The sequence below is a fragment of the Flavobacterium sp. genome (assembly GCF_046155325.1).
Lineage (GTDB): Bacteria > Bacteroidota > Bacteroidia > Flavobacteriales > Flavobacteriaceae > Flavobacterium.
In genome coordinates, this window is sequence record NZ_JBJXDQ010000155.1 from 1 (window position 1) to 26914 (window position 26914).

Consider the following 26914-nt stretch of genomic DNA (forward strand, 5'->3'; position numbering starts at 1 on the left):
GAAGCGTCTAAATTTTCGCTTACTTTTTTATAGAATTTTTCCATTCCTCCAGGAAATTCGGCTAGTTTCTCTAATTCGTTTAGTTTAACAATTAACCTTTCGTTATTGTTTTGTTGTTTTAAACTAATAGTTTTTCTTTTTTTGATGGTATCTAAATTGTTTATTTCAATTGACTTTAAGGCGGTTTTGTGATTTGTAAATTTATTTTTCGAATAGCAATTTGATGTAATTAATATTGTGCTAATCAAAACACCTAAATACAAAGACTTGTTCTTTATAGAACTACCGATTTTTTTTGATAATGATTTGATGTTTTTCATGTTTTTTTGTTTTTAGATTTATACTTATTTTGTTTAAATGTTAAGTTTATAGTGTAATTAATTTACATATTGATAATATAAAAATAGCAGCGCAAAAGCGCTGCTATAATGAAATGTAAAGCAGTTAAATTAATCTAATTGAATCGAAATAGGCAAGCTATAAGCTGTTCTAACTGCTTTTGAATTTATAATACCAGGAGTCCATTTGGTTTTTAACGATTTCAAAACTCGAATGGCCTCTTTCGCTAATCCATAACCTGGATTATTTCTTACTTGAATATCTGTCATGCTACCATCTTTTTCAATAATGAAATTTACTATTACTCGAATAGATTCTGAGTTTTCTATTTCTGGTTTTTCAAAATTAGTGCCTACATAGGAGTAGAATTTTGAAATACCACCGGGAAATTCAGGCAGTTTATCTAAGGCAGTGGCTTTAACAACAGTATTTCCAAAGTCTGATGGTTTATTAAACTCTCCACCACTTGAGCCTGAGTAAGGATTTATTGCTGTTGTTCCTTGAGCATCTGATGCAGTTGTAGATTGATTAGTAAGCTCCTTGTTGGTTGTGATTTCAGGCAAAGGTTCTGTAGAATGAACAATTTTTGGATTTATTAAGTTGTCTTTTGTAATTGGCACTTCAGTAGTTTGACTTTTTACTTCTGGTAAGATATTTTTTTTTCTTTCAGTAATATATACTCTTGTAACTGTTAGTACATTATCAATAGTTGGCGGGATTGCAATCTCAGGTTTTGTTAGGTTTTGAGATGACAAAGTAAATTTTAAGAGTAATCCTAATGAAGTCACTAGTAAAACACCAATAAATAGAGCAGTTAAAGAAGATTTTACATAATCTTGGCGCAATTGATACGCTCCATACTCTTTGTTTCTGTTTTCGAATACTAGATTAATCCAGCCGGTTTCGTAAATACTTAATTTTGACATAATTCATATAGTTTATGGGTTAAGTATTTTCAAATCATAAAAAAGCTGTTTTGTTCTATAACGAGAAGTTAGATGATTTTATTATGAATAAATTGGGAATTTTAGTGTAGCTTATTTTAAATAAATCAACGATTTTCCTGAATAATCTCTGCCAATAATTTTTTAGCGCGAAGTAATTTTATTTTAACATTACTCAAAGGTTCGTTAATTTTATTGGCTATTTCTTGATAACTCAATTCTTGAAAATAGCGTAACTGTATCACTTCTTGGTAATGTGGTTTGAGTACTTTGATAAATTGTAGTAATCTAGAAAGATTTTGTTCTATGATTAATTCATCTTCTGCCGATGGACTTGTGTCAGCAATGTTGTAGGCTTGCCGGTTCTCGTCATCGCTGATTTCAATAAATAAGCTGGATTTATTTTTTCGTAATAAATCAATATGAACATTTTTGGCAATAGCAATTAACCAAGTGTTGAACTGAAATTCAGGGTTATAACTAGCTATTTTGTCAAAAGCTTTCGAAAAGGTTTCAATGGTAATATCTTCGGCAGTGGTTTCATTCTCAGTGCGTTTGAGCATAAAACCATAAACATCATTCCAATAAAAATTCAATAGAAAAGTAAAGGCAGTTTGGTCTCCATTTTTAGCGTTTTCTATTTGAGAATTTATTTCCAATGGACTGGTTTTGAGAAAATATTAGTGATAAAGATATTGAATTGAGTGAAGATAACTACTATTTCAATTATTGGAAACCAAAACATAACATCTTTTTCTTTTAATTTTCCCGAGGCAAAACCTAAAGTAATCCATGAAAACAGATAGCGAAAAACAATTATACTCGCTACTGCTATCCACTGGTATTGAAATGCTAATAGAATGATGGCTAATAGCACAAAGAACAACTGTGATACATAAAACACTGTTAATCTAATCTTGTCCAATGGTTTGTAAAATTCTGAGGTAGTAAGATGCCTTCTTTTTTGATTAAACCAATCCTTAAAAGTAGTTTTTGGTTTTGAATAGGTAAAACTTTCAGGAGCATAACAAATGGTTGTGTTTTTATTAGTAGCTACCTGATTGATAAATAAATCATCATCTCCTGATCTAATTTTTATATGATCTATAAATCCTCTAACATTAAAAAACTCTTCTTTTTTATAGGCTAAATTTCGACCAACTCCCATATATGGATATCCCATTTTCGACCAAGAAAAATATTGAATTGCGGTCAGCATGGTTTCAAAACGGATAATTTTATTGAGAAAGGAACCCGCTATTTTTTCATGAGCACCATAACCCAAAACAATGGTTTTGTTCATAGTAAATTGTGAACTCATTTGAGTAATCCAATCTTTAGAATTTGGATAGCAATCGGCATCGGTAAATAATAGATAGTCTTTTTTAGAAGCTTTTATTCCTAGGGTCAAGGCATATTTTTTGTTTCCCCAAAATGCTTCATTGTTTTCTACTTTGACTAATCGTATATTGGGATATTGTTTTTCGAATCCTTCAAAAATTTCTAGCGTATGATCGCTCGAAGCATCATCAATTAGTATAATTTCAAAATTTGGGTACTCTTGTTCCGCTAGTAACGGAATAAACGCTATCACATTATCTGCTTCATTTTTGGCACAAACAATTACAGAGATTCCAATTTTTTTTGGAGTTGATTTTTGGGCTTTAGCAAATGAAAATTTCCCGAATACTACTAAATAATAAAAAAGTTGAATGGCAACAATAAAAATAAAAAAGTAAAAAGTAATAGTCAACATTTGATTTTGGCTTTTTTTAATCCCGATCCCGAAACTTCGGGACGGGAGTGCAAATATAATTATCAAATCTTAAATATTCATCCTCATTTGAAAATTAGTTTTTTAAAAAATAATTTCAAAATCTAAATTACATTTACTTCGGCTTCTATTTGAATACCATAGGTTTTGAATATCGTTTCTTGGATGTTTTTAGAAATATTCAAAATTTCTTGGCCTGTTGCATTACCATAATTTACGAGTACCAAGGCTTGATTTTTATGTATTCCGGCATCGCCAAAACGTTTTCCTTTAAAACCCGCTTGCTCAATAAGCCAACCTGCAGGAACTTTAACTTCAGTTGGGGAAATTTCAAAATATTTCATTTCTGGAAATTTTTGATGAATTTTTTCGAAATCAGTTTTTAAAAGAATTGGATTTTTAAAAAAGCTTCCACTATTGCCCAATTCTTTTGGGTCTGGTAACTTGCTTTGGCGAATAGCAATAACAGCATTGCTAACATCTATTATAGTTGGATTTATGATATTTGCTTTTGCTAACTCTCCACTAATATCTCCATAAGAAATATTAATAATGTGATTTCGTTTGGTTAGTTTAAAAACTACCGAAGTGATAATATACTGATCTTTAACTTCGTTTTTAAATATGCTTTCTCTATAGCCAAAATGACATTCGGAATTGGTAAATGTCTTTATGTTTTGATTATCTATCCGAATGGCTTCACAAGAAATAAAAGTGTCTTTTATTTCTGCTCCATAGGCACCAATGTTTTGAACGGGTGTTGTTCCAACATTACCAGGTATAAGTGACATGTTTTCGAGTCCGCCAAAATCATTTTCGATAGTCCATAATACAAATTCATGCCAGTTTTCACCAGCTTGAGACTCGACCCAAACAAAGTCTTCGTTTTCGGAAATGACTTTTTTACCCTTCAAATCAATATGAATTACCAAAGCATCAATATCTTTAGTCAACAGCATATTACTACCTCCGCCAAGTATAAACTTTTTTTCAGTATTGTTTTCTATCAAAATAGTTTTTAATTCTAATACATTTTGTACGGCTACAAATTGTTTTGCACTAGCTTCTATACCAAAAGTGTTGAATTTTTTTAAAGAAAAATGAGTTTGAATTTCCATAAAATAGTAGGGATGTTTGATTAATTTAGTTTTGACAAGTCAATCAATTCGTGGTATTTATCGGCTATGATTTTCATATTAATGGTATAGTTTACATGATTTTCAACAAATTTTCTGTTTTGAGAAACAGCATTTATCCGATGTTCTTTATTTTCGAATGCCCAAAGAATCTCATCAGCCAACATTTTTGAATCGTCAATAGTTATTAATTGACCGTTTTTTCGATGTTCAATCCAACTTTTATTAGCAATTATATCAGTTACTATTGGATAACAATTTGATGCCATCGCTTCAAACAATGAAGCCGAAAGCCCTTCGGTAATAGGCATGCTAATATAAAAAATGGATTGTTGTAATACCTCTGGTAATTTTGTGTTTGGAATTAAACCAGTGAATTCAACTTTGTTTTCGATATCGAGTTCTTGAGCTAATACTTTTAAAGAAGAGTTAAGTATTCCGTCACCTACAATGGTTAATTTGAAATCTATTCCTTTTTGGTTCAAAATTCCAAAAGCTTTTAGTATCGTATTATGTCGGTATTCAGGCATTAAAGAGCGAGTCACGATTGCCGTTATTTTATGGGAAGGGTTATGCTTTTTATTTGCAAATTTTGTAACATCAATTCCTTTTGGCAATACTAATACTTTATTCATATCAACTCCCATGGCTTTCATAGAAACGGTCATTACAGGACCCCAAGCATGAATTAAGTCCGCTTTCTTAAAGGCATACCGTTGAATCATTTTTTTTAAGGGAATTGAGATTCCATTTTCTGGCCATAAATCGGTTCTGCCTTGTTGGGCAATAGCAATTGGTTTTACTCCGGTTAATGCTGCCAAAAAACCATAACTTGTTGTTCTTTCGGCAATAATCATATTGGGTTGTTGTAATCGTATTAATTTTTGAATTTGAAATGGTGCAAAACAATATTCTAAAACCCGTAAAAGTCGACTGAAAAAAGTTTTGTTGGGAGTTTTTAATTCCCATGTAATAATGTCAAAATCGCCAAACTCTTTCAAACCATTCATCCAAGTTATAGCATCGGCACGATATGTTTCACCCAGAAAAAGTATTTTTCTTTTTTTCATTTGTATGAATTATTCGTCAGCAGTTAAGGCACGATTCATGAAATCGTTTAAAGGTTTCAAAAGGATTAATTTCTGACACGCTTTAGAAACAAAATCGTTTTCAAGAATTTCTTCGATATTAAATTTCTGAGAGGTCTCGAAGCTTTTTAATTTTAGGTATTCAATGGCAGGATGTTCTTTTTCATAACCACGAGGCGGGTTTTTGAGAACATTAGTTTCGTTTCTATCAAAATCACCAAATATTTTTTTGAAATTTTTAGCAGCTATTATTTCATCTAAATCTTCATAAAAATAAGCTATTTCTTTGCGTATTTTTTTTAAATCTTGGGATTCAGGACAATAAAATCCACCAGCGATAAAACTAGTTTGCTTTGCAATATGAATATAATATCCTGCACGATTATTTCCTTTGTAACCACTTGATAACCAAACTCCTAAATGGTCTTTATAAGGTGATTTGTCTTTTGAAAATCGAATATCACGATTAATTCTAAAGGTACAATTCTTGACTTCGAGCATTTCTAACGAAGGATCAAGTGGTTTCATAGTATCAAGAATATGAGCTACTAATTGATGGTAGTCTTTTTTAAAAACTTCGTATCTCTTTTTATTTTCTAGAAACCAATCCCGATTGTTATTTGCTTTTAAATCATCAAGAAATTGTAAGCTGTCTTTTGAAAGCATAATGAATTCGAATTTAGATATTATTTAGGCTAAAATAATAAAATTTCATTTGGAATTGGAAATTAATAAACGGCAAAAAAATGCTACAAATTAAAAATTTTATAAATCTGATGCGTCGATTTCACAATATTTTCGGTTCTTTCGGGATGCGTATCTGAAATAAATAATTGTCCAAAAGTATCGCTATTCACCATTTCAACGATTTTGGCTACCCGAAATTCATCAAGTTTGTCAAAAATATCATCAAAAAGCAAAATCGGTTTTAGTCCACATTGGTTTTTTATAAATTCAAATTGGGCTAGTTTCAGCGCAATCAAAAACGATTTTTGTTGTCCTTGTGAGCCAAATTTCTTTATCGGATGGTGGTCAATTTCAAAAGATAAATCATCTTTATGAATTCCAACACTGGTATAATGTAAAGCTCTATCTCTAGTAATGTTTTCTTCTAAAAGAGTTAGTAAATTATTATCGAATAAATGACTTTGATATATTAATTGTACTGTTTCTTCAGATCCAGTAATGGCTTGATGGTGTTTGTTGAAGATTGGAATAAACTGATTTATAAATTCTTTTCTTTTTTCAAAAAGATAGCCAGCATAACCATCGAGTTGTTCATTATAAATAGAAAGTGTATCAGTTTCAAAAACATAATTCACCGCAAAATACTTTAATAAAGCATTGCGTTGACTCATTATTTTTTGGTATTGTATTAGTTGTTTAAGATACTCAGAATCCAACTGTGAAATAACGCCATCCATAAATTTACGTCTGGTTTCGCTTCCCTCAATAATCAAATCGCTATCTGAAGGAGAAATAATAACCAAAGGAATAAAACCAATATGCTCCGAGAATTTTTCGTAAATTTTACTGTTGCGTTTTAATACTTTTTTTTGACCTTTTTTTAAACTGCAAACAATTTGTTCGTTTCGGTCATTGATTTCAAATTCACCATCAATAACAAAAAATTCTTCTCCATGTTTTATGTTTTGTACTGCCTGTGGATTAAAATAACTTTTTCCAGTGGCTAGATGGTAAATGGCATCTAAAGCGTTCGTTTTTCCTATCCCGTTTTTCCCAACGAAACAGTTTATTTTGCTAACAAATTCATAATTTACCTCGGAAAAGTTTTTATAATTAAAAAGTGAAATTTTTTTTAAATGCATTTGAAAGGCTTGGTATTATTGAGATTTTGTCTCTTTTTTTTTATTGGGTGCAAATTATTGAAAAATATCGACAAAAGAGGTTTTAGATTTGAATAAAAATTATATTTTTGCCACTCACTAATATAAAAATGTAATGGCAACTTATAATAAAAGAGGATATAGAGCACCAAAAGAAAAAGAAGTTTCTGAAGGGGTCGAAACAAATAATAATATTGATATAAAAGAACTTGAAAAAAGCAGTACTACAGCAGGTGTGTTTTCGGCTTTAGACGAGACCGCATCAAAAACAGAAGATTTTGTAGCTAGAAACCAAAAAATAATTATTGGATTTGTAGCAGCTATTGCCTTAATTACTGTAGGTTATTTAGCCTATCAAAAACTAATTGTAGCGCCTCAACAAGAAGAAGCTTCAAATGATATGTTCCAAGCGCAACAAAGTTTTCAAAAAGCTGTCGAAGGAGTTTCAAGTGATTCCTTATATGCAGTTTCATTGAAAGGAGCTAAAGGTGGAATAGGTTTTGTTGAAATAGCTGATAAATATTCAGGAACTGCTGCAGGTAATTTAGCCAATTATTATGCGGGTATTGCCTATTTAAACACAGGTAAATACACTGAAGCAATTGATTATTTAGGGAAATTCAAATCTGAAGATGCCATATTAAGTGCTCTAGCGAAAGGAGCTATAGGTGATGCTTATGCTCAAAAGAAGCAACCTAACGAAGCTCTTGAAAATTATTTAGCAGCAGCTGAATCAAATAAAAATGATTTTACTACGCCGCGTTTCTTGTTGAAAGCTGGTAAAACAGCTTTGGCATTAGGTAAAAAAGAAGATGCATTAAAATATTTTACTGATATAAAAGACAATTTTGATGCAACCCCTGAAGCTGCTTCTATTGATGTTTTAATTGGTTTAGCACAATAAATTAATTTAAGTTGCTAGTAAAATTATTATTATCAAATTTATTTTGTAATTTTAAATAAAAAGATGGCAACGATACATAAAAACTTATCCGAATACGATAAAAACACAATCCCAAACGCGAAAAATTTTCGGTTTGGGATTGTTGTTTCTGAATGGAATGACACCATAACCGAAGGGCTTTTTAATGGTGCAATTTCAGGATTTTTAGAAAACGAAGTACCTGCTGAACATATCATCAGATGGAATGTTCCGGGTAGTTTTGAGCTTATTTATGGAGCAAAAAAAATGCTTCAAACTCAAAATGTAGATGCCGTAATTGTTATAGGTTGTGTGATTCAAGGGCAAACCAAACATTTTGATTTTGTTTGCGAAGGCGTTACCCAAGGCATCAAAGATTTGAATGTACAAACTGATATTCCTGTTATTTTTTGTGTTCTTACCGATAATACCATGCAACAATCTATCGATAGGAGTGGAGGTGTTCACGGAAACAAAGGAACTGAAGCGGCAATTGCTGCAATAAAAATGGCTTATTTAAGACAACAAGCCTCAATAAGTCATCAGATAAAAAATCAGCCTTTATTATCATCAAGTCCATTGCAGATAGAAGGTCTACCATTATTAGAGGAATAGTTTTTTTTTAAATCAATATTACTTTTTAAGACAAGAAATTCAAAATTAAAAAAACTCTTGCTTTTTGTAAAATAAAAAAGCAAGAGTTTTTTTAATGTACTATTCTAGATTTTCAAAAATTAAAAATTAGTGGTGGTAGGCGGTGTTGTGTAATAGTCAATATACTGACCATTACCATTTGAATTCCAATTAGATTTAAATATAAGATCTGTACCTTCATAACCTTTTAAATCTCCAGAACCATTGTTATAAATATTAGCTATTAGATTATATGATTCTAGCCCTGAGGTTATAAGCATGTCTAAATTATAGTCATTTGAGCTGTTTTTAACCCAGTCAAAATCAATATTCATAGCTACACCAGAAGTCACATTAGTACTTAAATTTAGTACCCAATGTCCTGCAGATCCATCTATGTTTTCCCACCCATTAATGGTATAAAAGATTACGTTATTTTGTTTTACTGTATAGCTATATAAATACTGGGTAGCACTAGTATTACCAGTATAAGTAATGGTATATCCTTCATAAACCCAGGTAGTGTCTCCAGTAGTTTTGCTAGTAGTTCTTGATGCGGGTCTAGAATTTGTAAATCCCTCTCTAATAGCCATCATAGCAATCATATAATTAATTTCATCCGAAGTCTCTGGTGATTTTGTTTGTAGGCTAGAAGGTATTTTTGCAGTTAAATCAGCCGATGTTAAGGTAGTTGTGTCAGAACTGGCATCATCATCTTTACTACAGCTAGAAAAGGCTAGTGTAAGCAACAACATAAGCGAATAAATTACTTTAAATTTTTTCATAATTAATTAGATTTAATTGCCTACTCTATTTTACCCTTTTTGGCGTACTGGTGTTTTTTGAAATGTACGGTTTTTGTGCTAAAATTCATTAAAAAATTTTTATTTTTTTTATTGAATTAATTATGCTATAAATCCCAATAGAAATTACTTAAATTTGTAAACTTTGGGCTTAGGATTAAAAATCTGTAATCTAAAATCTGTAATCTAAAATCTAAAAATGTCGAGTATTATTCAATTACTTCCTGATCATGTTGCCAATCAAATTGCTGCTGGAGAAGTCGTGCAGCGACCAGCTTCGGTAGTTAAGGAATTACTCGAAAATGCTGTTGATGCCAGAGCAACTGATATTAAATTAATTATTAAAGATGCTGGAAAATCATTAGTTCAGGTCATTGATAATGGTTTAGGAATGAGTGTTACAGATGCTCGTTTGTGTTTTGAAAGGCATGCCACTTCAAAAATTCGTAATGCTGAAGATTTATTTACTTTAAACACAAAAGGATTTCGTGGTGAAGCTTTAGCCTCTATCGCTGCCATTGCACATGTTGAGTTGAAATCCAAACAAGACCAAGAGGAACTAGGAACACATATTGTAATCGAAGGCAGTAAGTTTGTTTCTCAAGATGTAGCAGTTTTGCCAAAAGGAACTTCATTTTCGGTCAAAAATTTATTTTTTAATATACCGGCTCGTCGTAATTTTTTAAAATCGGATACCGTTGAATACCGCCATGTAATTGATGAATTTCATCGTGTTGCCTTGGCACATCCTAATATCTATTTCACATTTTATCATAATGGAAGTGAGATGTTTAACTTGCCACCTTCTAGCTTAAGACAGCGTATTGTAGCTGTTTTTTCAGGAAAAACAAATGAAAAGCTAGTTCCGGTGAATGAAGAAACCGAAATCCTAACCATTCAAGGCTTTGTGGGTAAACCTGAGTTTGCAAAAAGAAATAGAGGCGAACAATTCTTCTTTGTGAATGATCGATTTATTAAAAGTGGGTATTTACATCATGCTGTAATGTCAGCTTATGAAGGGATTTTGAAAGACGGTGCGCAACCTAGTTATTATTTATATCTTCAAGTGCCTCCTAATTCGATAGATATTAATATTCATCCTACTAAGACAGAAATTAAGTTTGATGATGAATCTGCATTGTATGCCATGCTACGTGCTTCAATAAAGCATAGTTTGGGACAGTTTAATGTTGCACCAATATTAGACTTTGAACGTGATTCAAACTTAGATATTCCTTATCATTATAAAAATTTGGAAGTTGAAGCACCAAAAATTAAATTAGATGGTGGTTTTAATCCGTTTTCTGAACAAGACAAACCCAATAAACATTTTGCCAATTCAACACACAAAAAGCAAGAATTAACCGCTAATTGGGAAAGTTTGTACGTAAATCTGAATAGCAATAATCCAGAATTAGACACTATTTCATTTAATAATGAAGAGGTAAGCTCATCCTTATTTGATAGTGACGATGTAGAGCAATTAGTTCACAAAACCCACCAGATTCATAAAAAGTATATTGTTAACCCCATAAAATCAGGGATGATTATTGTAGATCAACAACGAGCACACCAACGTATTTTGTATGAACAATTTCTATCAAATATTACGTTTAATTTGGCTTCAAGTCAGCAATTGTTATTTCCGTTACATTTGTATTTTTCAAAAAGTGAAATGTTATTAATTGAAGAATTAAAACCCCCATTAACAAATACAGGTTTTGTGTTTGAAGAAACAAATAGTGATAGTATTGTCATTTCGGGATTACCTATCAATGTTTCTGAAACTGAAGCTTCAGTCGTTTTAGAAAAATTATTTAGCGATTTGCAAGATGGTATTCCTGAATCTAGTTATAGCCAGAATGATACGATTGCCAAATCTATGGCGCGAAGTTTAGCTATAAAAACAGGTACTTATTTAACTCAAAAAGAACAAGAGAATTTGGTCAATGGTCTTTTTGCCTGTAAAGATCCTAATGTTTCTCCATTTCATAAACCAACTTTCATCACGATGCGTGTGGAAGATTTAGACAAAAAATTTGCCTTATGATGAATGTTACACCGGTTGTAAAACAACTATTAATTATAAATATCATCTTTTTTATTGGTTCTCAATTAGTGCCAGTTTCTTATGATTTATTTGCCCTTGTTTACCCTGAAAATAATAGCTTTAGGGGTTGGCAGCTAATAACTCATATGTTTATGCATGCTCCATTTCCTAATATTTCTCATGTTTTATTTAATATGTTAGCACTATATTCTTTCGGTAGTACTTTAGAACAATTTTGGGGAGGAAAAAAACTCTTATTTTTTTATATTTCTTGTGGATTGGGAGCGGCTTTGTTACATGTCGGAGTCAATTATTATGAAATCCACTCATTATTATCTGATGTTGCTAGTTTAAATTTATCTGCTTCTGAAATTCATCAATTATTAAATGCCGATTACAGTATTCTTTTTGACGAAAAAGGAAAAATGATTTCGGGTGAAATTAATACTATTTTAGAGAGAGTGAAATGTAGTCAAGAACAATTTAACAGTATTGCACAAGCTTCAATGATGGTAAAGTCAACAGTAATAGGAGCTTCGGGAGCTATATATGGTTTGCTGGTTGCATTTGCATTTTTAATACCTAATGCTGAGTTAGCATTATTATTTATTCCAGTTCCTATAAAGGCTAAGTATTTTGTGCCAGGACTTTTAGCCATCGATTTGTTTTTAGGATTTAAAGGCGGGTCAATTTTTGGTGCAGGAAGTACAGGAATTGCACATTTTGCTCATATTGGTGGAGCTATAACAGGGTTTATTATGATGTGGTTTTGGAAGAAAAATGATTTTAATAATAAGCGTTGGAATTAAGTCCAGATTTCAGATATAAGATTGTAGATTCTTGCATTAAACTTTTTAAACCTCTAACCACAAAATGAGCAGTATACTAGACGACTTGAAAGCACAATACAAATTCGGAGGAATTGCCCAGAAATTAATCTTTTGGAATATTGCTGTCTTTTTGGTTTCGTTGTTGTTTTTTTATCAATTTAATACAGGTTCATTTAATTTTCCGGATTGGATTGCGCTATCTTCTGAAACTAATGTTTTTATATTCAAACCATGGACATTATTGATCTATTCCTTCTTCCATGATGGTTTTGGACATCTGTTTTTTAACATGATGGTATTGAATTTTTCTAGTCAATTGTTTCTTACTTTTTTTAACCAAAAGCAATGGTTAGGTGTCTATATTTTGAGTGCTATATTTGCAGGTATTGTCTTTGTTTTAAGCTATTATTTTTTGAATCTTAATGCTTCTATTGTTGGCGCATCGGCTGCTATTATGGCTATTTTGGTGGCTACTACCACTTACAGTCCATTGATGAATGTTCGATTGCTGTTAATTGGAAACGTGAAGTTGTGGCATATAACAATGGTAATCCTTGTAATCGACTTGATGCAGATTCGAATGGATAATACAGGGGGTCACATCGCTCATTTAGCTGGTGCTTTTTTTGGTTTTGTCTATGTCAAATTATTAGAAAACGGAACTGATTTGAGTGCAATAGTATCGAACTCAATCAATTTTTTTGTTAATTTGTTTTCTGCTTCTCGTTCAACTCCCTTCAAAAAGGTGCATAAGAATTATAAAAAACCGATCGGAAGGGTAGTTTCAAAAATTATTACCAAGGATAGGAAGCAACAACAAGTGGATGAAATTTTAGACAAAATAAGCCGTTCAGGATATGATTCTTTATCAAAAGATGAAAAAGATTTTTTGTTTCAATCAGGAAAATAATTTTTTAAAAGTTTAAACTTTTTAAACAAATGGACTCTTAAACTAAATGCAATGAAAAACCTTTCTTGGTTTAATAAACTGATGTTTTTGTTGAATATAGTTCTCACTGTATCGACATTCATTGCTTATGTTTTACCTTTTTTGGCTCCAAAAGTTTTCCCTATTTTATCAGTCCTCACTTTGTTTATGCCGTTGTTTTTTATTTTAAATGGCTTGTTTTTTTTGTATTGGGGACTTCAATTCAAAAAAAGAATGATTTTATCAGGATTAGTGCTTTTGATGGGTATTACATTTATAACTAAATTTTATAAATTTTCTTCTAAAGAATATATAGAAGACGAAAAAGATTTTATTGTAATGAGTTATAATGTGCGTTTATTCAATGTTTTCAAATGGTTAGATAGAGATGATGTACCTTTGAATATACTTTCTTTTATTAATGAGAAAAACCCAGATATACTTTGTATTCAAGAGTTCTCGAATTCTGCTAATATTGACTTAAAAGTCTATCCTCATCGATACATATTAATGGGAGGAAATAAAATAAAAACGGGTCAAGCTATTTTTTCAAAATTCCCAATTATCGATCAAGGTAATATTGTTTTTCCAAGGTCTAACAACAATGTCATTTTTGCGGATATTAAAAAGGGAAAAGACATCATCAGGATCTATAATATGCACTTGCAATCGATAAAAATTTCACCCGATGTTAATGAAATACATGATAATTTAGATGTTATTAACCAAGGAAAATCGCAGAAATTATTCAATAGAATTAGTATCGCTTTTAAACAACAACAGCAACAAGCCGAAATTTTGAAAGAGCACAAAAAAGACTGTCCATATCCGATAATTATTTGTGGAGATATGAACAACAGTGCTTTTTCTTATGTGTATAGAAATATAAAAGGTAAGTTAAAAGATGCTTTTGAAGAAGCAGGAAAAGGTTTTGGAGCAACCTATAAATTCAAATACTATCCCGCCAGAATCGATTATATTTTTGCAGATGAGAATATGAAAGTGAAAAAATTTGAAAGTTTTCCCGAGTTTGAAAATTCAGATCATTACCCAATTATGGCAAAATTGTCAATGGATTAGTGGAGTTTTAATTCCTATTTTTTGATTCTTTAAATAATCTAAAGCATACCTTCCTTCATTGAAAATTAAATCTAAAACACTTAGATTATTCAAAAAACCGTGTTTGTCATAAAATACTTGCGTGTATATTTCAAACTGTGAATTGTCTTTTTTGCCATTGGCTAGAGATCTAAAATCAACAAGGGTTTTAGAATCTAATTCTTGAAAGTATTCTGAAGTTATTTCGTATTCCAATTTCATTCGCAAACATTTTGAGGCTATAGCTATGGTTTCAAAATTCAAATCCATTAAAAAATTCTGTTTCTTTTCAAAAATTGGGCGAATATCATCTTCAAAATATTCAAAAAAAGGAGAACTTCTATAGGCTGCTTCTAATGATTTAAAATGTTGTTTTTGCCAGTCAAAATCGTTTTCTATCCTAACATCTTTTGTTTTTTGGTGCGCCTCTTTCGAATGTTTAATAGGAATGTTTAATATTTGAATTCCATTAGGACTATAGATATAAGTTCTGTTTCTATTGGTTTGTTTCTGAAAATTATCCTCCATTTCGAAAGTAATATTCTCAGCTTGAGACATTGTTGCAAAATGACTAATCGATGGAAAGTAAGTGGGATGGAATAGCGTTTTCATTTTTTAATTGTTTAAGATTTAAGGTTTAAGGTTGTTGCACAAACCTTAAACTATTTTAAACTTTTAAACCTTTATGTTTTTCTCTTTTCTTTTTTTCCAAAAATGCTCACCAATAAAATACCCGACTAATGCCAATAAAAACCATCTAAAATAGGATTGAGGTTGACCATCACCGCCAACGGTAGTGAATAATCGATTCCATCTAATTTTATCTATCCCTTTGCCATTGGTGTCCCAACTCATCCATATAAATACAGGTTTTCCAACGATGTGATCTGCAGGGACATAACCCCAATAGCGGCTATCTTCAGAATTATGGCGGTTGTCTCCCATCATCCAATAATAATCTTGTTTGAAAGTATAACTTTTTGTTTTAATCTCATTAATGTAGATGTCACTCCCTTTAATTTCTACTTTATTTCCTTCATATTCAGTGATTATGCGGCTATAAAAAGGTAGTGTTGTCAAATTAATAGCTATTGATTTTCCTGCTTGTGGTATATAAATAGGCCCATAATTATCACGATTCCATTTATTGATATGAGGAAAAACACCACTACCGTACTCAGTTCCATGCTCAACACACCTTGTGACAGATATTATTCCAGGAACATTTTTCATCCTTTCAGCATTTTCAAAAGTTAAGGCAGCTATTCCAACAGTGTCTTTTTGCTCACTTACATAATTAATTCCGTCAGTGATATCCATATCTTTAAATAGATATTCAAAATTGATAGGTGTTTTTCCGTCTAATGTAATTCTGTATGAATATTGCGGTTTTGCTCTTTCGGGTAAGGCTAATATTTTTCCGTTAATATAAACGATACCATCTTTTATTTGTAAACTATCGCCATGAATACCCACACAACGTTTTACATAATTTGATTTTTTATCAATAGGTTTGTCAATATGTCTTCCTGATGGATCCCTAAAAAAGTAAACGGTATCCAAAGGCCAGTTGAAAACTACTATATCACAATTCTTAATTTTCTCCATAGCTGGTAATCTAAAATAGGGTAGTTGAGGCCATTTGAGATATGATTTTCTTTTCAGCAACGGAATTGTATCATGAACCATAGGCAAAGCCACAGTAGTCATTGGAACTCTTGCGCCATAATTTACTTTACTCACAAACAAAAAGTCACCTACTAATAGTGATTTTTCAAGAGACGAAGTGGGGATGGTGTAGGGTTGAATAAAATAGGTATGTACAATTGTAGCGACAATAATTGCAAACAGAAGTGAACTAATTGTATCTCCTGTTTTTGTCTCAGATATTAAACTTCTGTCGGTTCTGTGTATTAATTTTTGAGTGTAACTAATATAATAAATGTAGAAACCAAATGTGGCTATGCCTAAAAAAGTATCTACCGAAGATCGTTTTCCAAAACTTCTTAATGTCTCGATCCAAATAACGGGTAACATGATTAAATTTATGATTGGAATAAATAACAATAATGTCCACCAAGTAGGTCGACCAATTATTTTCATTAATACAATTGAATTATAAACCGGAATTGCAGCCTGCCACTTTTTTTTGCCTGCGGCTTCATATAATTTCCAGGTGCCTAAAAAGTGTATTACTTGAATAATCAAGAAAAAAACAAACCATTGATATAGTGTCATAATAATTTAGATTTCAGATTAAAGATTTCAGAATTGGTTGAATAGAATTTAATTTAAAACGTCTTTCATTGTAAAAACCCCATGTTTTCCAACAATCCATTCGGCGGCAATTACTGCACCTAGAGCAAAACCATCCCGATTGTGAGCGGTATGCTTGATCTCGATGCTGTCTATAGGAGAATTATAAGTTACGGTATGTGTTCCAGGAACTACACCAATTCTTTTGGCTACAATAGGAATTTTTTTCATCAATTCATTATCGTTAGGGTTATTTGATTCAGGAGTTTCCATAATCCAATTGGTGTAATTGCTATTTTCAATGACTCCTTTTGCTAATGAAATAGCGGTTCCACTTGGAGCATCAAGTTTTTGGGTGTGATGAATTTCTTCCATATCAACTGAATAAGATTCGAATTTAGCCATCATTTTCGCCAAATACTCATTAAGTTCAAAAAAAAGATTAACTCCTAAGCTAAAATTTGAACTAGAAATAAACGCCCCATTTTTTGCCTTACAAAGCGCCACCATTTCATCATAATGTTCTAACCAACCTGTAGTTCCTGAAATAACTGGAACACCAGCAAGGAAACAACTCGAAATGTTTTCTACTGCAACCAACGGTATGCTGAAATCAATAGCCACATCGGCATCAGAAAGTCCTTCATACGTATTAAATTCGTCTTTTTTCAAAACGATTTTATGACCTCTTACTAAAGCGATTTGCTCTATAGTTTGGCCCATTTTTCCGTATCCTAAAAGTGCTATTTTCATTTTTTATGCTTATTTATTAATCTCATTTTCTTATAACTATCCCTTTAGGAGTGTTATTTGAACTTAAAAATTATAATTTAAAGTAAGTGCTACATTTGCCCTAGATGTTACATCATTGGGGTAAATATTAGGTTTTACAGATAAGTTTTCATTTACGTTAAATTGTATTAATGCTGCATCAACATTGGCATCTATAATGTTTAATGCATAAAATCCTAAAATAAATAAAGCAGATAAGTCTCTGTTTCTTTGATAAAATTTTTGACCCGCAATCAATCTGCTATCGTCTAAATAAGAAAATTTATCATCGGTATAACCCTCTAATCTACGTTTATAAGCATCTCTATATTGGTTGTAATTTTTTTTACTATCAATGTAAAAATAAACACTTGTTGCTATTGCTCCATATACAAGTGGAATTTTCCAGTATTTTTTATTATAAGCTTGACCTAGACCTGGTAAAACAGCAGAATAAAATGCGGCTTTAGCAGGAGTTAAAGGGTCAATATTTTTAGATTTTAAGCTGTCTTTCGTTATTATTGTTGTATCTATTTTTCCTTGAGAAAAAACAAAAAAGTTTCCTAAAAAAAAGTAGAACAGTCCTATGATAACGATTTTATACACTATCCTTTAATTAACTTTATAATTCTGTTAAAGTCTTCTTCGGAATGGAACGGAATCGTAATTTTTCCTTTGCCATTACCCGTTATTTTAACATCTACTTTGGTATCAAAATAAGAATTTAATACATTTTTTTGAGTATCTAAAGCTTTAAAGGACTCGGCTTTTACTTTTGCTGATGGTTTAGCTCCGCTCAGTTCTGCTCCGACTCTGGTTGGTTTCAAACTTTCTTGATAGTTTTTGACCAAGGCTTCTGTTTCACGTACCGAAAGATTTTGACTAACAATTTTTTGATATATATCGGTTTGTACGTCTTGGTTATCAATATTAATAATTGCACGACCATGACCCATACTGATAAAACCATCTCTGATTCCGGTTTGGATAATAGGATCTAATTTTAATAGCCTTAAATAATTGGCAATAGTGGAACGTTTTTTTCCTACACGTTCACTCATTTGCTCTTGAGTTAATTGAATTTCATCAATCAATCTTTGATAAGAAAGTGCAATTTCTATAGGGTCTAAATCGTGACGTTGAATATTTTCAACTAATGCCATGATTAAGGATTCATTATCGTTTGCAATTCGAATATAGGCAGGAACGGTTTTCAAACCCACTAATGTTGATGCACGAAGACGTCGCTCTCCCGAAATTAATTGGTATTTATTAAATGCTAATTTTCGAACCGTAATGGGTTGGATAACACCCAATTCCTTTATAGAAGAGGCTAGTTCTTTTAATGAATCTTCATTAAAATTACTTCTAGGTTGAAACGGATTAATTTCTATTGCTTCAATTTCAAGTTCAATAATATTACCAACCACTTTATCTGCATTTTTATCTGTAGCAGATTTGATATCGTTTTCAGGATCTTTTAGTAAAGCTGATAATCCTCTCCCAAGAACTTGCTTTTTTAGTGCTTTTGCCATAATCTATTTGCTGTTTTTTGATATAACTTCCTGGGCTAATTGCAGGTAATTATTGGCTCCTTTACTCGTAGCATCATAGTTTATAATGCTTTCGCCAAAACTAGGAGCTTCACTCAACTTTACGTTTCGTTGGATAATGGTTTCAAAAACCATATCGTTAAAATGCTTTTGAACTTCTTCGACGACTTGATTTGACAAACGTAATCGGGAGTCAAACATAGTCAAGAGTAAACCTTCAATATCTAAATCTTTATTATGTATTTTTTGAATACTTTTTATAGTATTTAACAATTTGCCCAAACCTTCGAGCGCAAAGTATTCACATTGAATTGGAATTATCACAGAATCGGCTGCTGTCAAAGCATTCAAGGTAAGCAATCCAAGTGATGGAGCACAATCTATAATGATATAATCATAGTCGTCCTTGATACTTTCTAATGCTTTTTTAAGCATATATTCTCTATTTTCCTTGTCTACCAATTCTATTTCGATAGCAACAAGGTCAATATGAGATGGAATTACGTCAACATTTGGGGCCGAACTCTTGATTATAGCTTCCTTAGGAGAATTGCTATGTTCTAGAATTTGATAGGTGCCTATTTCAATATTTTCAACATCAATTCCTAATCCCGAAGTGGCATTAGCTTGAGGATCGGCGTCTATAAGCAATACTTTCTTTTCCAAAACACCTAAGGAAGCCGCAAGATTTATTGAGGTTGTAGTCTTTCCAACGCCTCCTTTTTGATTAGCAATCGCAATGATTTTGCCCATTTATTTTTTTGAATTTTGAACGGTAAAAATACAATTTATTATCGTTTATGAAAATCTATTTTGTTAACATTTGTTAAGGTTTACAGATTAGATAATTGTGCCTTTATTTTTTGTTATTTTGTATCCAAAATTTAAAAATTAAATAAGCATTCTACTAACTATTTTTCTTTGCTTTTATCATCATTTCTAATTGATCCCAAAGTTCTTCGGGGATGGCTTCTAGCATATTAAATTCGCCTGCACCTTGTAACCATTCACCACCATCAATAACAATGACTTCTCCATTGATATAAGCTGAAAAATCAGAAACTAGATAAGCTGCTAAATTGGCTAATTCTTGATGATTACCTACTCGTTTTAGGGGCACTTTTTTAGACATATCAAATTTATCTGCTAAATTTCCGGGTAATAATCTATCCCAAGCTCCTTTGGTTGGGAAGGGTCCCGGAGCTATAGCATTAGATCGAATGCCGTATTTAGCCCATTCTACAGCTAGGCTCCTTGTCATGGCTAAAACTCCAGCTTTTGCTGCTGCACTTGGCACAACATATGCAGAACCTGTAAAAGCATATGTAGTTACTATATTTAAAATTGTAGCGGATGTTTGTTTGGTCTCAATCCAATGTTTTCCAAAAGCAAGCGTACAGTTTTTAGATCCTTTTAATACTATATCAAGCACTGTATCAAAAGCATTGGCAGATAATCTTTCGGTAGGAGAAATAAAATTTCCAGCTGCATTATTCAATAAAACATCTACTTTACCGAAAGACTTAATTACTTCTTGTAACATAGCTTCCACCTGTTCATAATGCCTAACATCACATTGTAAAGGTAAACATTCACCACCAGTTTCAGTTTCTAATTCTTTGGCAGTATTTTTAAGTTTTTCAATATCTCGAGAGGTGATAGCTACTTTAGCACCCAATTCCATAAAATATTTGGTCATTGCTTTACCTAATCCGCTACCGCCGCCTGTTACTACAATAGTTTTGCCAATTAAGGCGTCATCTCGAAGCATTTTTGCTGAAAAATCCATAGTTTTTATTTTTTAGAATTGTAAATATAAGAAAAAACTAGTATGCATGCATACTAGTTTTTTCTTATATTTTTGCTTTTTATACTTTAAAATTTCCTTTTTAGTCTTTTTGAATGATCTTAAGTATTTTGATGGCTGCATCGGTAATTTTGGTTCCAGGACCAAAAATTGCTTTTACTCCTTGATTATATAGTAATTGATAATCTTGAACAGGTATAGTACCACCTACAATAACAACAATATCTTGACGGTTTTGTTTTTGGAGATTTAAAAATATTTGAGGTACTAATGTTTTGTGTGCAGCTGCAAGTGAAGAAATTCCGATGATATGAACATTATTCTTAATGGCTAGTTTTACGGTTTCGTGAGCTGTTTGAAAAAGCGGGCTTAAAATAACATCAAAACCAATATCGGTATAAGCTGTTGCTACTACTTTTGCTCCTCGATCGTGACCGTCTTGTCCAACTTTAGCAATTAAAATTCGAGGAGAACTTCCATTTATTTTTATAAATTCTTGCGTCAGAAATTTTGCATTTATAAACTTTTCATCATTTTTTATTTCATACTCATAGACACCTTTTACTGTTTTTATTTGAGCTTCATATCTTCCGTAAACAGTTTCCAAGGCATAGCTAATTTCTCCGAGTGTTGCTCGGTTTCTTGCCGCTTCAATAGCTAATTCTAGTAAATTTCTATCTCCATTTTGAGCACATTGGGTTAATTTATGAAGCGCTATAATTACATTTTCTGTATTTCTTGATTTTTTGATTTGATCTAATAGTTCCAATTGTTGTTCGCTTACTTTTTGAAGATTGACATCAAGTGTTTTGATGGCGTCTTCATTTTTTAATTGGTATTTGTTGACCCCAACGATTATATCTTGTTCACTATCAATTCGGGCTTGCTTTCTGGCCGCAGCTTCTTCAATTCGAATTTTTGGAATTCCTGTTTCTATGGCCATTGTCATACCGCCCAATTTTTCGATTTCTTCGATATGCTTCCAAGCACTTTGTACTATTTCGTGGGTTAAAGTTTCGATATAATAACTGCCTCCCCATGGATCTACTGTCTTAGTAACTTTCGTTTCTTCTTGAAAATATAATTGTGTGTTTCTAGCTATTCTCGCCGAAAAATCACTGGGCAGAGCAATAGCTTCGTCCAAAGCATTGGTATGCAATGATTGTGTGCCCCCAAAAATTGCTGCAGCGGCTTCAATACAAGTTCGAGCAACATTATTAAATGGGTCTTGCAGGGTTAAACTCCATCCGCTAGTTTGGCAATGGGTTCGTAATGTTAATGATTTTGGATTTTGGGGATTGAATTGTTTCACTAATTTTGCCCAAATCATTCTTGCCGCCCTTAATTTTGAAATTTCCATAAAATGATTCATTCCAATTCCAAAAAAAAAGGATAGGCGTGGGGCAAAATCATCGATTTTCATTCCGGTACTAAGACCTGTTCTTATATATTCTAATCCGTTTGCCAATGTATAAGCTAATTCAATGTCAGCAGTAGCTCCAGCTTCTTGCATATGATATCCTGATATAGAAATCGAATTAAATTTAGGCATATTTTTTTGGGTAAATTCAAAAATATCCGAAATAATTTTCATTGAAGATTTAGGAGGATATATGTAGGTATTTCTAACCATAAACTCTTTTAAAATATCATTTTGAATAGTGCCAGATAATTGGTGAGGCTGAATACCTTGCTCTTCTGCAGCTACAATAAAGAATGCTAGAATAGGTAAAACAGCTCCGTTCATTGTCATTGAAACAGAAATTTCGTTAAGAGGGATTTGGTCAAATAGAATTTTCATGTCTTCGACAGTATCTATAGCAACTCCTGTTTTTCCAACTTCACCTAATACACGTTCATGATCTGAATCATAGCCTCTATGAGTTGGCAAATCAAAAGCAATCGAAAGTCCTTTTTGACCTGAAGCAAGATTTCTTTTATAAAATGAGTTGCTTTCTTGGGCGGTTGAATATCCTGAATACTGTCTAATTGTCCAGGGTTTACGATTGTACATGGTGGTATATGGCCCTCTTAAATAGGGAGGAAATCCTGCACCAAAATCAATATGTTCAAGATTTTCAATATATTGTTCACTATATTTCGATTGTAATGTAATGCCTTCAGAGGTGATGAAGTTGTTTTTTTTCAACGTCTCACTTCTCACTTCTAACTTTTCAATTTTTATATGTTGAAGATTTTTACGCATTATTGGTCTATAATTTTGAAAGTCGAGTTTTGTTTAAAACGTTTTTTATTTAAACCTTCTATAAGTCCAGAGCTTATTGAGGTGGCAGTTCCACCTAAAAAAAGTAAAATAGAGGAGTCATTTCCAGATGACGCAGAAATTGCAGAAGCTCCTATTACAGAAAACCCAACTATTAATAACCCAGTTTTGAGGGTTCCAAGTACCAAAGGCTGTTTTTTGATGCTTAAGATACTGTCAGTTTTAACTAATTTATTATCAATAATTAGTGTTTGATTGTCTGAAAAGTGAATCTTGCCCACATGCTTTTTTCGATCAAGTGTTCTAATTTTTACTCTTTGATTTTCAACAAATAATTTAATTTTGCCATTTTTAATATTGGTTATTTCTAGTGCTTTTCGTTGTGAAAACAAATTAAATGCAGTTAAAAATAAGAGCAAATAAAGTAGTGATTTCATATAGGTGAATTTTAATTTTTAGTAATTATTTTTGTGATACCCTAAATATTTACGGCTTTTTTATATGCTAATTTTTATATTTTTTTCTTCTTCAAGAAGTCTAATTTGTTCTATTTTTTCTGCCAATCTTGTTTCAAGAATAGGTTTAATTAGCGTTTTTCTGGGTTTTATTTTTAAAAAAGGAAATAATTCTAATTTGTCTTTCATTCTGTTTTTTGGATTAATATATTTATTTGTGCCTACTAAAATTTCTTTATTAGAATCGAATAATTCTTGTTCTTTATCAGCACTTTCTTGAATTTTTCTTTTGATTGTTCCATCATTTAGTTGTTTCAAAAAACCACCTTGAGCCTCTATGTCCTTAAATAAAGTTAATGCTTTATCTGCTAGTTGCTGTGTTAATGTTTCAATATAATAGCTGCCATCTACAGGATTAATTACTTTGTCAAAATGACTTTCGTTTTTAAGAATAAGTAATTGGTTTCTTGCTATTCGATCAGCAAATTCATTACCTCTATTATATAAGGCATCAAAAGGAAGGTTAATAATAGCATCAGCACCTCCCAAAATTCCGCTCATGCATTCAGTAGTTGTTCGCAACATGTTGATGTTATAGTCATAAAGTGTTTTGTTTCTTTTAGTTGGAGATACTATGATATGACAATCTAATTTATAGTCATACTCTTTTAAAATTAATTGAAAAAGTAACCTTAAAGCGCGAATCTTTGCTATTTCAAAAAAATAATTACTTCCTACAGAAACTCTAAAAACAATGGGTTTTTGAATAGCATTTATTCGATTTAAATATTCGTTGGCATGACTTAGGCTATAAGCTATTTGCTGGACCATAGTAGCACCTGCATTCTGATACAATCCAGAATTTACACTAATCAATGAGATGTTTTTTGTTGCTTTAGAAAGTAAATTTAAAGTTTCAAAATTATTTTTTTCTGGTGTAGTAAACCAATTTCCGTCTTTTGCTAAAAATCCAATTGGGTCAATGTTACAAAAGATTGTTGCTTTATTTTCTTCTGCTATGATATCAATTTCTTTAATCAATTCAATTGCTATAAAATCAAAATTGAAATACAATAGTATTTTTTCTAAAGGAATATTGTCTAATAGTTTTTTGATGTTAATTTCCTTATTTGGAATTGTAAAGCTAATACTTTCGGCACCTCGACGAATGCTGTCTAAGGCTTTAAAATTAGATTTAGCAACATCGTGAACAAAGATGTCTTGGCAAATTTGAAAAGAATTTGAAGGATTGCTAGAAAAAACATTGCCTTGAAATTCATCGTTGTGGTAAAATGGTTTTACTTGTATTCCTTCGGGTGAATTCCAAATTAAAGTATCATTATAGTCGGCACCATCGAGTTCAAACTGAATTCGTTGTTTCCACTGTTTTGAGGAAATGGGATCAAAATCATTGAATAGTTTATGCATTTAAAGATTTTAAACGATCTGTTTAATTATTTTTTTTTAATGTGTCGCCTTCAAATTCTATAAGATATATATCTTCATTTTCCTTTTTCATATAATATTTTTCACGAGCATATTTTTCAATATGATTAGGGTCTTCGAGAAGTTTTATATTCTCTTTATCCTTATTAATTTCTTCTTGATAATAGGTTTTGTTATCTTCGAGTTCTTGAATCTGTTTGTCTAAAATACGATGATCAAAATAGGAGTAATTATCTAAAAACACCATCCAAGCAGAAAAAAATAACAATACCCAAATGTATTTATTACTCAGGAATTTAAACCAAGGTTTATCTTTATATGAATTCATTTATTGTGATTTAAAAAAGCAAAGACTTAAAAATATTTTTTATTAAGGATATAAAATTACAATTATATATTTTAATATTTTTCAAAAATAGTCAAAAAACAAAATATTAAAAGTTTAAATAGTATGACATTTTGAACTACTTCAATTTCAAATAACTATAGTTTCTCATCAGATTAAATATTTTACTTGTTTACCAATTAGCTAATTTTCGGAATCAATTTTTATTAAGCAAATAAAATCTATTTTAATTTATTGAATATTAATAATTTTTGGTTTTAACATTAGAATAAAATAAATTTACTTTCATACATTTTTCTGTTATTAAATAATTATTTTTGCAACCTTATAAAAAGATATAATACTTTAAAATATTATGGTAAAAGATTTATTCGAAAGAATTCAAAATAATAAAGGACCTCTTGGAAAATGGGCTTCACAAGCAGAAGGTTATTTTGTTTTTCCAAAATTAGAAGGAGATTTAGGACCAAGAATGAAATTTCAAGGAAAAGATATTTTGAACTGGAGTTTGAATGATTATTTAGGTTTAGCTAATCATCCAGAGGTTCGTAAAGCTGATGCTGATGCTGCAATAGAATTTGGTGCTGCTTACCCAATGGGAGCCAGAATGATGTCTGGACATACTAAATATCACGAGCAATTAGAAGAAGAATTGGCTGCTTTTGTCATGAAAGAATCGGCTTATTTATTGAATTTTGGATACCAAGGAATCATGTCAACTATTGATGCATTGGTTACTCGAAATGATGTGATAGTTTATGATGTAGATGCACATGCTTGTATTATAGATGGGGTTCGTTTGCATAGCGGAAAGCGATTTACTTACCGCCATAATGATATAGCGAGTATGGAGAAAAACTTGCAACGTGCCACAAAATTAGCAGAAACTACTGGCGGTGGAATCTTATTTATCACAGAAGGAGTATTTGGTATGCGAGGACAACAAGGCAAATTGAAAGAAATTGTTGCAATGAAAGAAAATTACAATTTCCGATTATTAGTTGATGATGCACATGGATTTGGCACTCTTGGTAAAACAGGAGCGGGAGCAGGAGAAGAACAAGGTTGTCAGGATGGTATAGATGTGTATTTTTCGACATTTGCAAAGTCAATGGCTAATATAGGAGCTTTTGTGGCTGCTGATATAGATATTATTGATTATTTAAAATACAATCTACGTTCTCAAATGTTTGCCAAAGCTTTGCCAATGATTCAAACAATTGGGTCGTTAAAGCGTTTGGAATTGTTACGTAATTCATCCGAAATCAAAGATAAACTTTGGGTTAATGTCAATGCATTACAAGACGGATTGAGATCAAGAAATTTTAATATTGGAGACACAAATACATGCATTACGCCAGTATATCTTGAAGGAAGTGTTCCTGAGGCAATGGTTATGGTTAATGATTTGAGAGAGAATTATGGTATTTTCTTGTCGATTGTAATTTATCCAGTAATTCCAAAAGGAATAATTTTACTGCGTATGATACCTACAACATCACACACTCTAGCTGATGTAGAAGAAACACTTACTGCATTTGAAGCCATTCGTGAGAAATTAGAAAACGGTACTTACAAAGAAATAGCAAGTAGAACAAAAGTTGATTTAGATGCCTAATTCAACTTATAAATTTTTAAACACAAAACCCATCTCGTAGATGGGT

27 protein-coding genes are annotated in these 26914 nt (G+C 31.6%); 7 read left to right on the forward strand and 20 right to left on the reverse strand.

The features are described 5' to 3' along the window. From ACKVOD_RS10655 to recF, 8 genes are all read right to left on the reverse strand, one after another. On the reverse strand, positions 1–320 hold a 320-nt coding region (locus ACKVOD_RS10655), incomplete at its 3' end, for a hypothetical protein (RefSeq protein WP_409209450.1). A gap of 129 nt (positions 321–449) precedes the next feature. Then, the gene (locus ACKVOD_RS10660; protein ID WP_409209451.1) at positions 450–1265 is read right to left on the reverse strand and encodes an energy transducer TonB; all 816 of its coding nucleotides are present in this window, start codon (positions 1263–1265) and stop codon (positions 450–452) included. A gap of 125 nt (positions 1266–1390) precedes the next feature. Next, positions 1391–1942 (reverse strand): RNA polymerase sigma factor, encoded by a 552-nt coding sequence (locus tag ACKVOD_RS10665; RefSeq protein ID WP_409209452.1) that lies wholly within the window; start codon positions 1940–1942, stop codon positions 1391–1393. Next, positions 1933–3039 carry a glycosyltransferase gene (locus tag ACKVOD_RS10670; RefSeq protein ID WP_409209453.1) on the reverse strand — a complete coding sequence of 369 codons (1107 nt, stop codon included), beginning with the start codon at positions 3037–3039 and terminating at the stop codon, positions 1933–1935. Before ACKVOD_RS10670 ends, ACKVOD_RS10665 begins: the two co-directional genes overlap by 10 nt. A gap of 122 nt (positions 3040–3161) precedes the next feature. Next, complete coding sequence (gene murB / locus ACKVOD_RS10675; RefSeq protein WP_409209454.1) at positions 3162–4175, reverse strand: UDP-N-acetylmuramate dehydrogenase; 1014 nt, start codon at positions 4173–4175, stop codon at positions 3162–3164. Positions 4176–4195: 20 nt separating this feature from the next. Continuing rightward, positions 4196–5263, reverse strand: a complete 1068-nt coding sequence (locus tag ACKVOD_RS10680) for a glycosyltransferase family 4 protein (RefSeq protein ID WP_409209455.1) — start codon at positions 5261–5263, stop codon at positions 4196–4198. A 9-nt stretch (positions 5264–5272) separates the two neighbouring features. Further along, on the reverse strand, positions 5273–5947 hold the full coding sequence (locus ACKVOD_RS10685) for a DUF2461 domain-containing protein (protein ID WP_409209456.1): 675 nt from the start codon (positions 5945–5947) through the stop codon (positions 5273–5275). An 83-nt stretch (positions 5948–6030) separates the two neighbouring features. Continuing rightward, positions 6031–7110, reverse strand: a complete 1080-nt coding sequence (gene recF, locus ACKVOD_RS10690) for a DNA replication/repair protein RecF (RefSeq protein ID WP_409209457.1) — start codon at positions 7108–7110, stop codon at positions 6031–6033. Positions 7111–7243: 133 nt separating this feature from the next. Here recF and ACKVOD_RS10695 point away from each other — a divergent pair, with 133 nt between their 5' ends. Continuing rightward, positions 7244–8032: a tetratricopeptide repeat protein gene (locus ACKVOD_RS10695; protein WP_409209458.1), complete on the forward strand. Its 789-nt coding sequence runs from the start codon at positions 7244–7246 to the stop codon at positions 8030–8032. Between the two features lie 63 nt (positions 8033–8095). After that, a complete protein-coding gene (ribH, locus tag ACKVOD_RS10700; protein WP_409209459.1) occupies positions 8096–8665 on the forward strand; it encodes a 6,7-dimethyl-8-ribityllumazine synthase in 570 nt (189 codons plus the stop codon). A 119-nt stretch (positions 8666–8784) separates the two neighbouring features. Here the strand turns inward: ribH and ACKVOD_RS10705 are convergent, their stop codons facing one another. Beyond that, positions 8785–9468 carry a hypothetical protein gene (locus ACKVOD_RS10705; RefSeq protein ID WP_409209460.1) on the reverse strand — a complete coding sequence of 228 codons (684 nt, stop codon included), beginning with the start codon at positions 9466–9468 and terminating at the stop codon, positions 8785–8787. Between the two features lie 217 nt (positions 9469–9685). Between ACKVOD_RS10705 and mutL the strand changes: the two genes are divergently transcribed. The 4 genes from mutL to ACKVOD_RS10725 all read left to right on the forward strand — a co-directional run bounded on the left by mutL (position 9686) and on the right by ACKVOD_RS10725 (position 14374). Further along, positions 9686–11536, forward strand: a complete 1851-nt coding sequence (gene mutL, locus ACKVOD_RS10710) for a DNA mismatch repair endonuclease MutL (RefSeq protein ID WP_409209461.1) — start codon at positions 9686–9688, stop codon at positions 11534–11536. Further along, positions 11533–12345, forward strand: coding sequence for a rhomboid family intramembrane serine protease (locus ACKVOD_RS10715; protein WP_409209462.1), 813 nt, complete (start codon positions 11533–11535; stop codon positions 12343–12345). Before mutL ends, ACKVOD_RS10715 begins: the two co-directional genes overlap by 4 nt. A gap of 64 nt (positions 12346–12409) precedes the next feature. Continuing rightward, entirely contained in the window at positions 12410–13276 is an 867-nt protein-coding gene (locus ACKVOD_RS10720) for a rhomboid family intramembrane serine protease (RefSeq protein WP_409209463.1), read from the forward strand. Positions 13277–13327: 51 nt separating this feature from the next. Further along, positions 13328–14374 (forward strand): endonuclease/exonuclease/phosphatase family protein, encoded by a 1047-nt coding sequence (locus tag ACKVOD_RS10725; RefSeq protein WP_409209464.1) that lies wholly within the window; start codon positions 13328–13330, stop codon positions 14372–14374. Here ACKVOD_RS10725 and ACKVOD_RS10730 read toward each other — a convergent pair. The 11 genes from ACKVOD_RS10730 to ACKVOD_RS10780 form a co-directional block, all read right to left on the reverse strand. Continuing rightward, positions 14363–15004: a WbqC family protein gene (locus tag ACKVOD_RS10730; RefSeq protein WP_409209465.1), complete on the reverse strand. Its 642-nt coding sequence runs from the start codon at positions 15002–15004 to the stop codon at positions 14363–14365. The two genes, ACKVOD_RS10725 and ACKVOD_RS10730, sit on opposite strands and share 12 nt — an antisense overlap. 63 nt (positions 15005–15067) lie before the next feature. Continuing rightward, positions 15068–16630: a signal peptidase I gene (lepB, locus tag ACKVOD_RS10735; protein ID WP_409209466.1), complete on the reverse strand. Its 1563-nt coding sequence runs from the start codon at positions 16628–16630 to the stop codon at positions 15068–15070. A gap of 48 nt (positions 16631–16678) precedes the next feature. Next, positions 16679–17401, reverse strand: a complete 723-nt coding sequence (gene dapB, locus ACKVOD_RS10740; RefSeq protein ID WP_409209467.1) for a 4-hydroxy-tetrahydrodipicolinate reductase — start codon at positions 17399–17401, stop codon at positions 16679–16681. 63 nt (positions 17402–17464) lie between these two features. Continuing rightward, complete coding sequence (locus ACKVOD_RS10745) at positions 17465–18025, reverse strand: DUF5683 domain-containing protein (RefSeq protein WP_409209468.1); 561 nt, start codon at positions 18023–18025, stop codon at positions 17465–17467. Next, positions 18025–18954 carry a ParB/RepB/Spo0J family partition protein gene (locus tag ACKVOD_RS10750; protein WP_409209469.1) on the reverse strand — a complete coding sequence of 310 codons (930 nt, stop codon included), beginning with the start codon at positions 18952–18954 and terminating at the stop codon, positions 18025–18027. Before ACKVOD_RS10750 ends, ACKVOD_RS10745 begins: the two co-directional genes overlap by 1 nt. A gap of 3 nt (positions 18955–18957) precedes the next feature. Then, the gene (locus ACKVOD_RS10755; protein WP_409209470.1) at positions 18958–19725 is read right to left on the reverse strand and encodes a ParA family protein; all 768 of its coding nucleotides are present in this window, start codon (positions 19723–19725) and stop codon (positions 18958–18960) included. A gap of 154 nt (positions 19726–19879) precedes the next feature. Beyond that, entirely contained in the window at positions 19880–20761 is an 882-nt protein-coding gene (locus ACKVOD_RS10760) for an SDR family oxidoreductase (protein ID WP_409209471.1), read from the reverse strand. Positions 20762–20861: 100 nt separating this feature from the next. Beyond that, positions 20862–22985: a methylmalonyl-CoA mutase gene (gene scpA, locus ACKVOD_RS10765; protein ID WP_409209472.1), complete on the reverse strand. Its 2124-nt coding sequence runs from the start codon at positions 22983–22985 to the stop codon at positions 20862–20864. Beyond that, complete coding sequence (locus ACKVOD_RS10770; RefSeq protein ID WP_409209473.1) at positions 22985–23440, reverse strand: hypothetical protein; 456 nt, start codon at positions 23438–23440, stop codon at positions 22985–22987. Before ACKVOD_RS10770 ends, scpA begins: the two co-directional genes overlap by 1 nt. Positions 23441–23500: 60 nt before the next feature. Further along, positions 23501–24886, reverse strand: a complete 1386-nt coding sequence (locus tag ACKVOD_RS10775; RefSeq protein ID WP_409209474.1) for a methylmalonyl-CoA mutase subunit beta — start codon at positions 24884–24886, stop codon at positions 23501–23503. 22 nt (positions 24887–24908) lie between these two features. Beyond that, entirely contained in the window at positions 24909–25232 is a 324-nt protein-coding gene (locus tag ACKVOD_RS10780; RefSeq protein WP_409209475.1) for an FtsB family cell division protein, read from the reverse strand. Between the two features lie 373 nt (positions 25233–25605). Here ACKVOD_RS10780 and ACKVOD_RS10785 point away from each other — a divergent pair, with 373 nt between their 5' ends. Next, positions 25606–26868: an aminotransferase class I/II-fold pyridoxal phosphate-dependent enzyme gene (locus tag ACKVOD_RS10785; protein ID WP_409209476.1), complete on the forward strand. Its 1263-nt coding sequence runs from the start codon at positions 25606–25608 to the stop codon at positions 26866–26868. Positions 26869–26914: the final 46 nt, after the last annotated feature.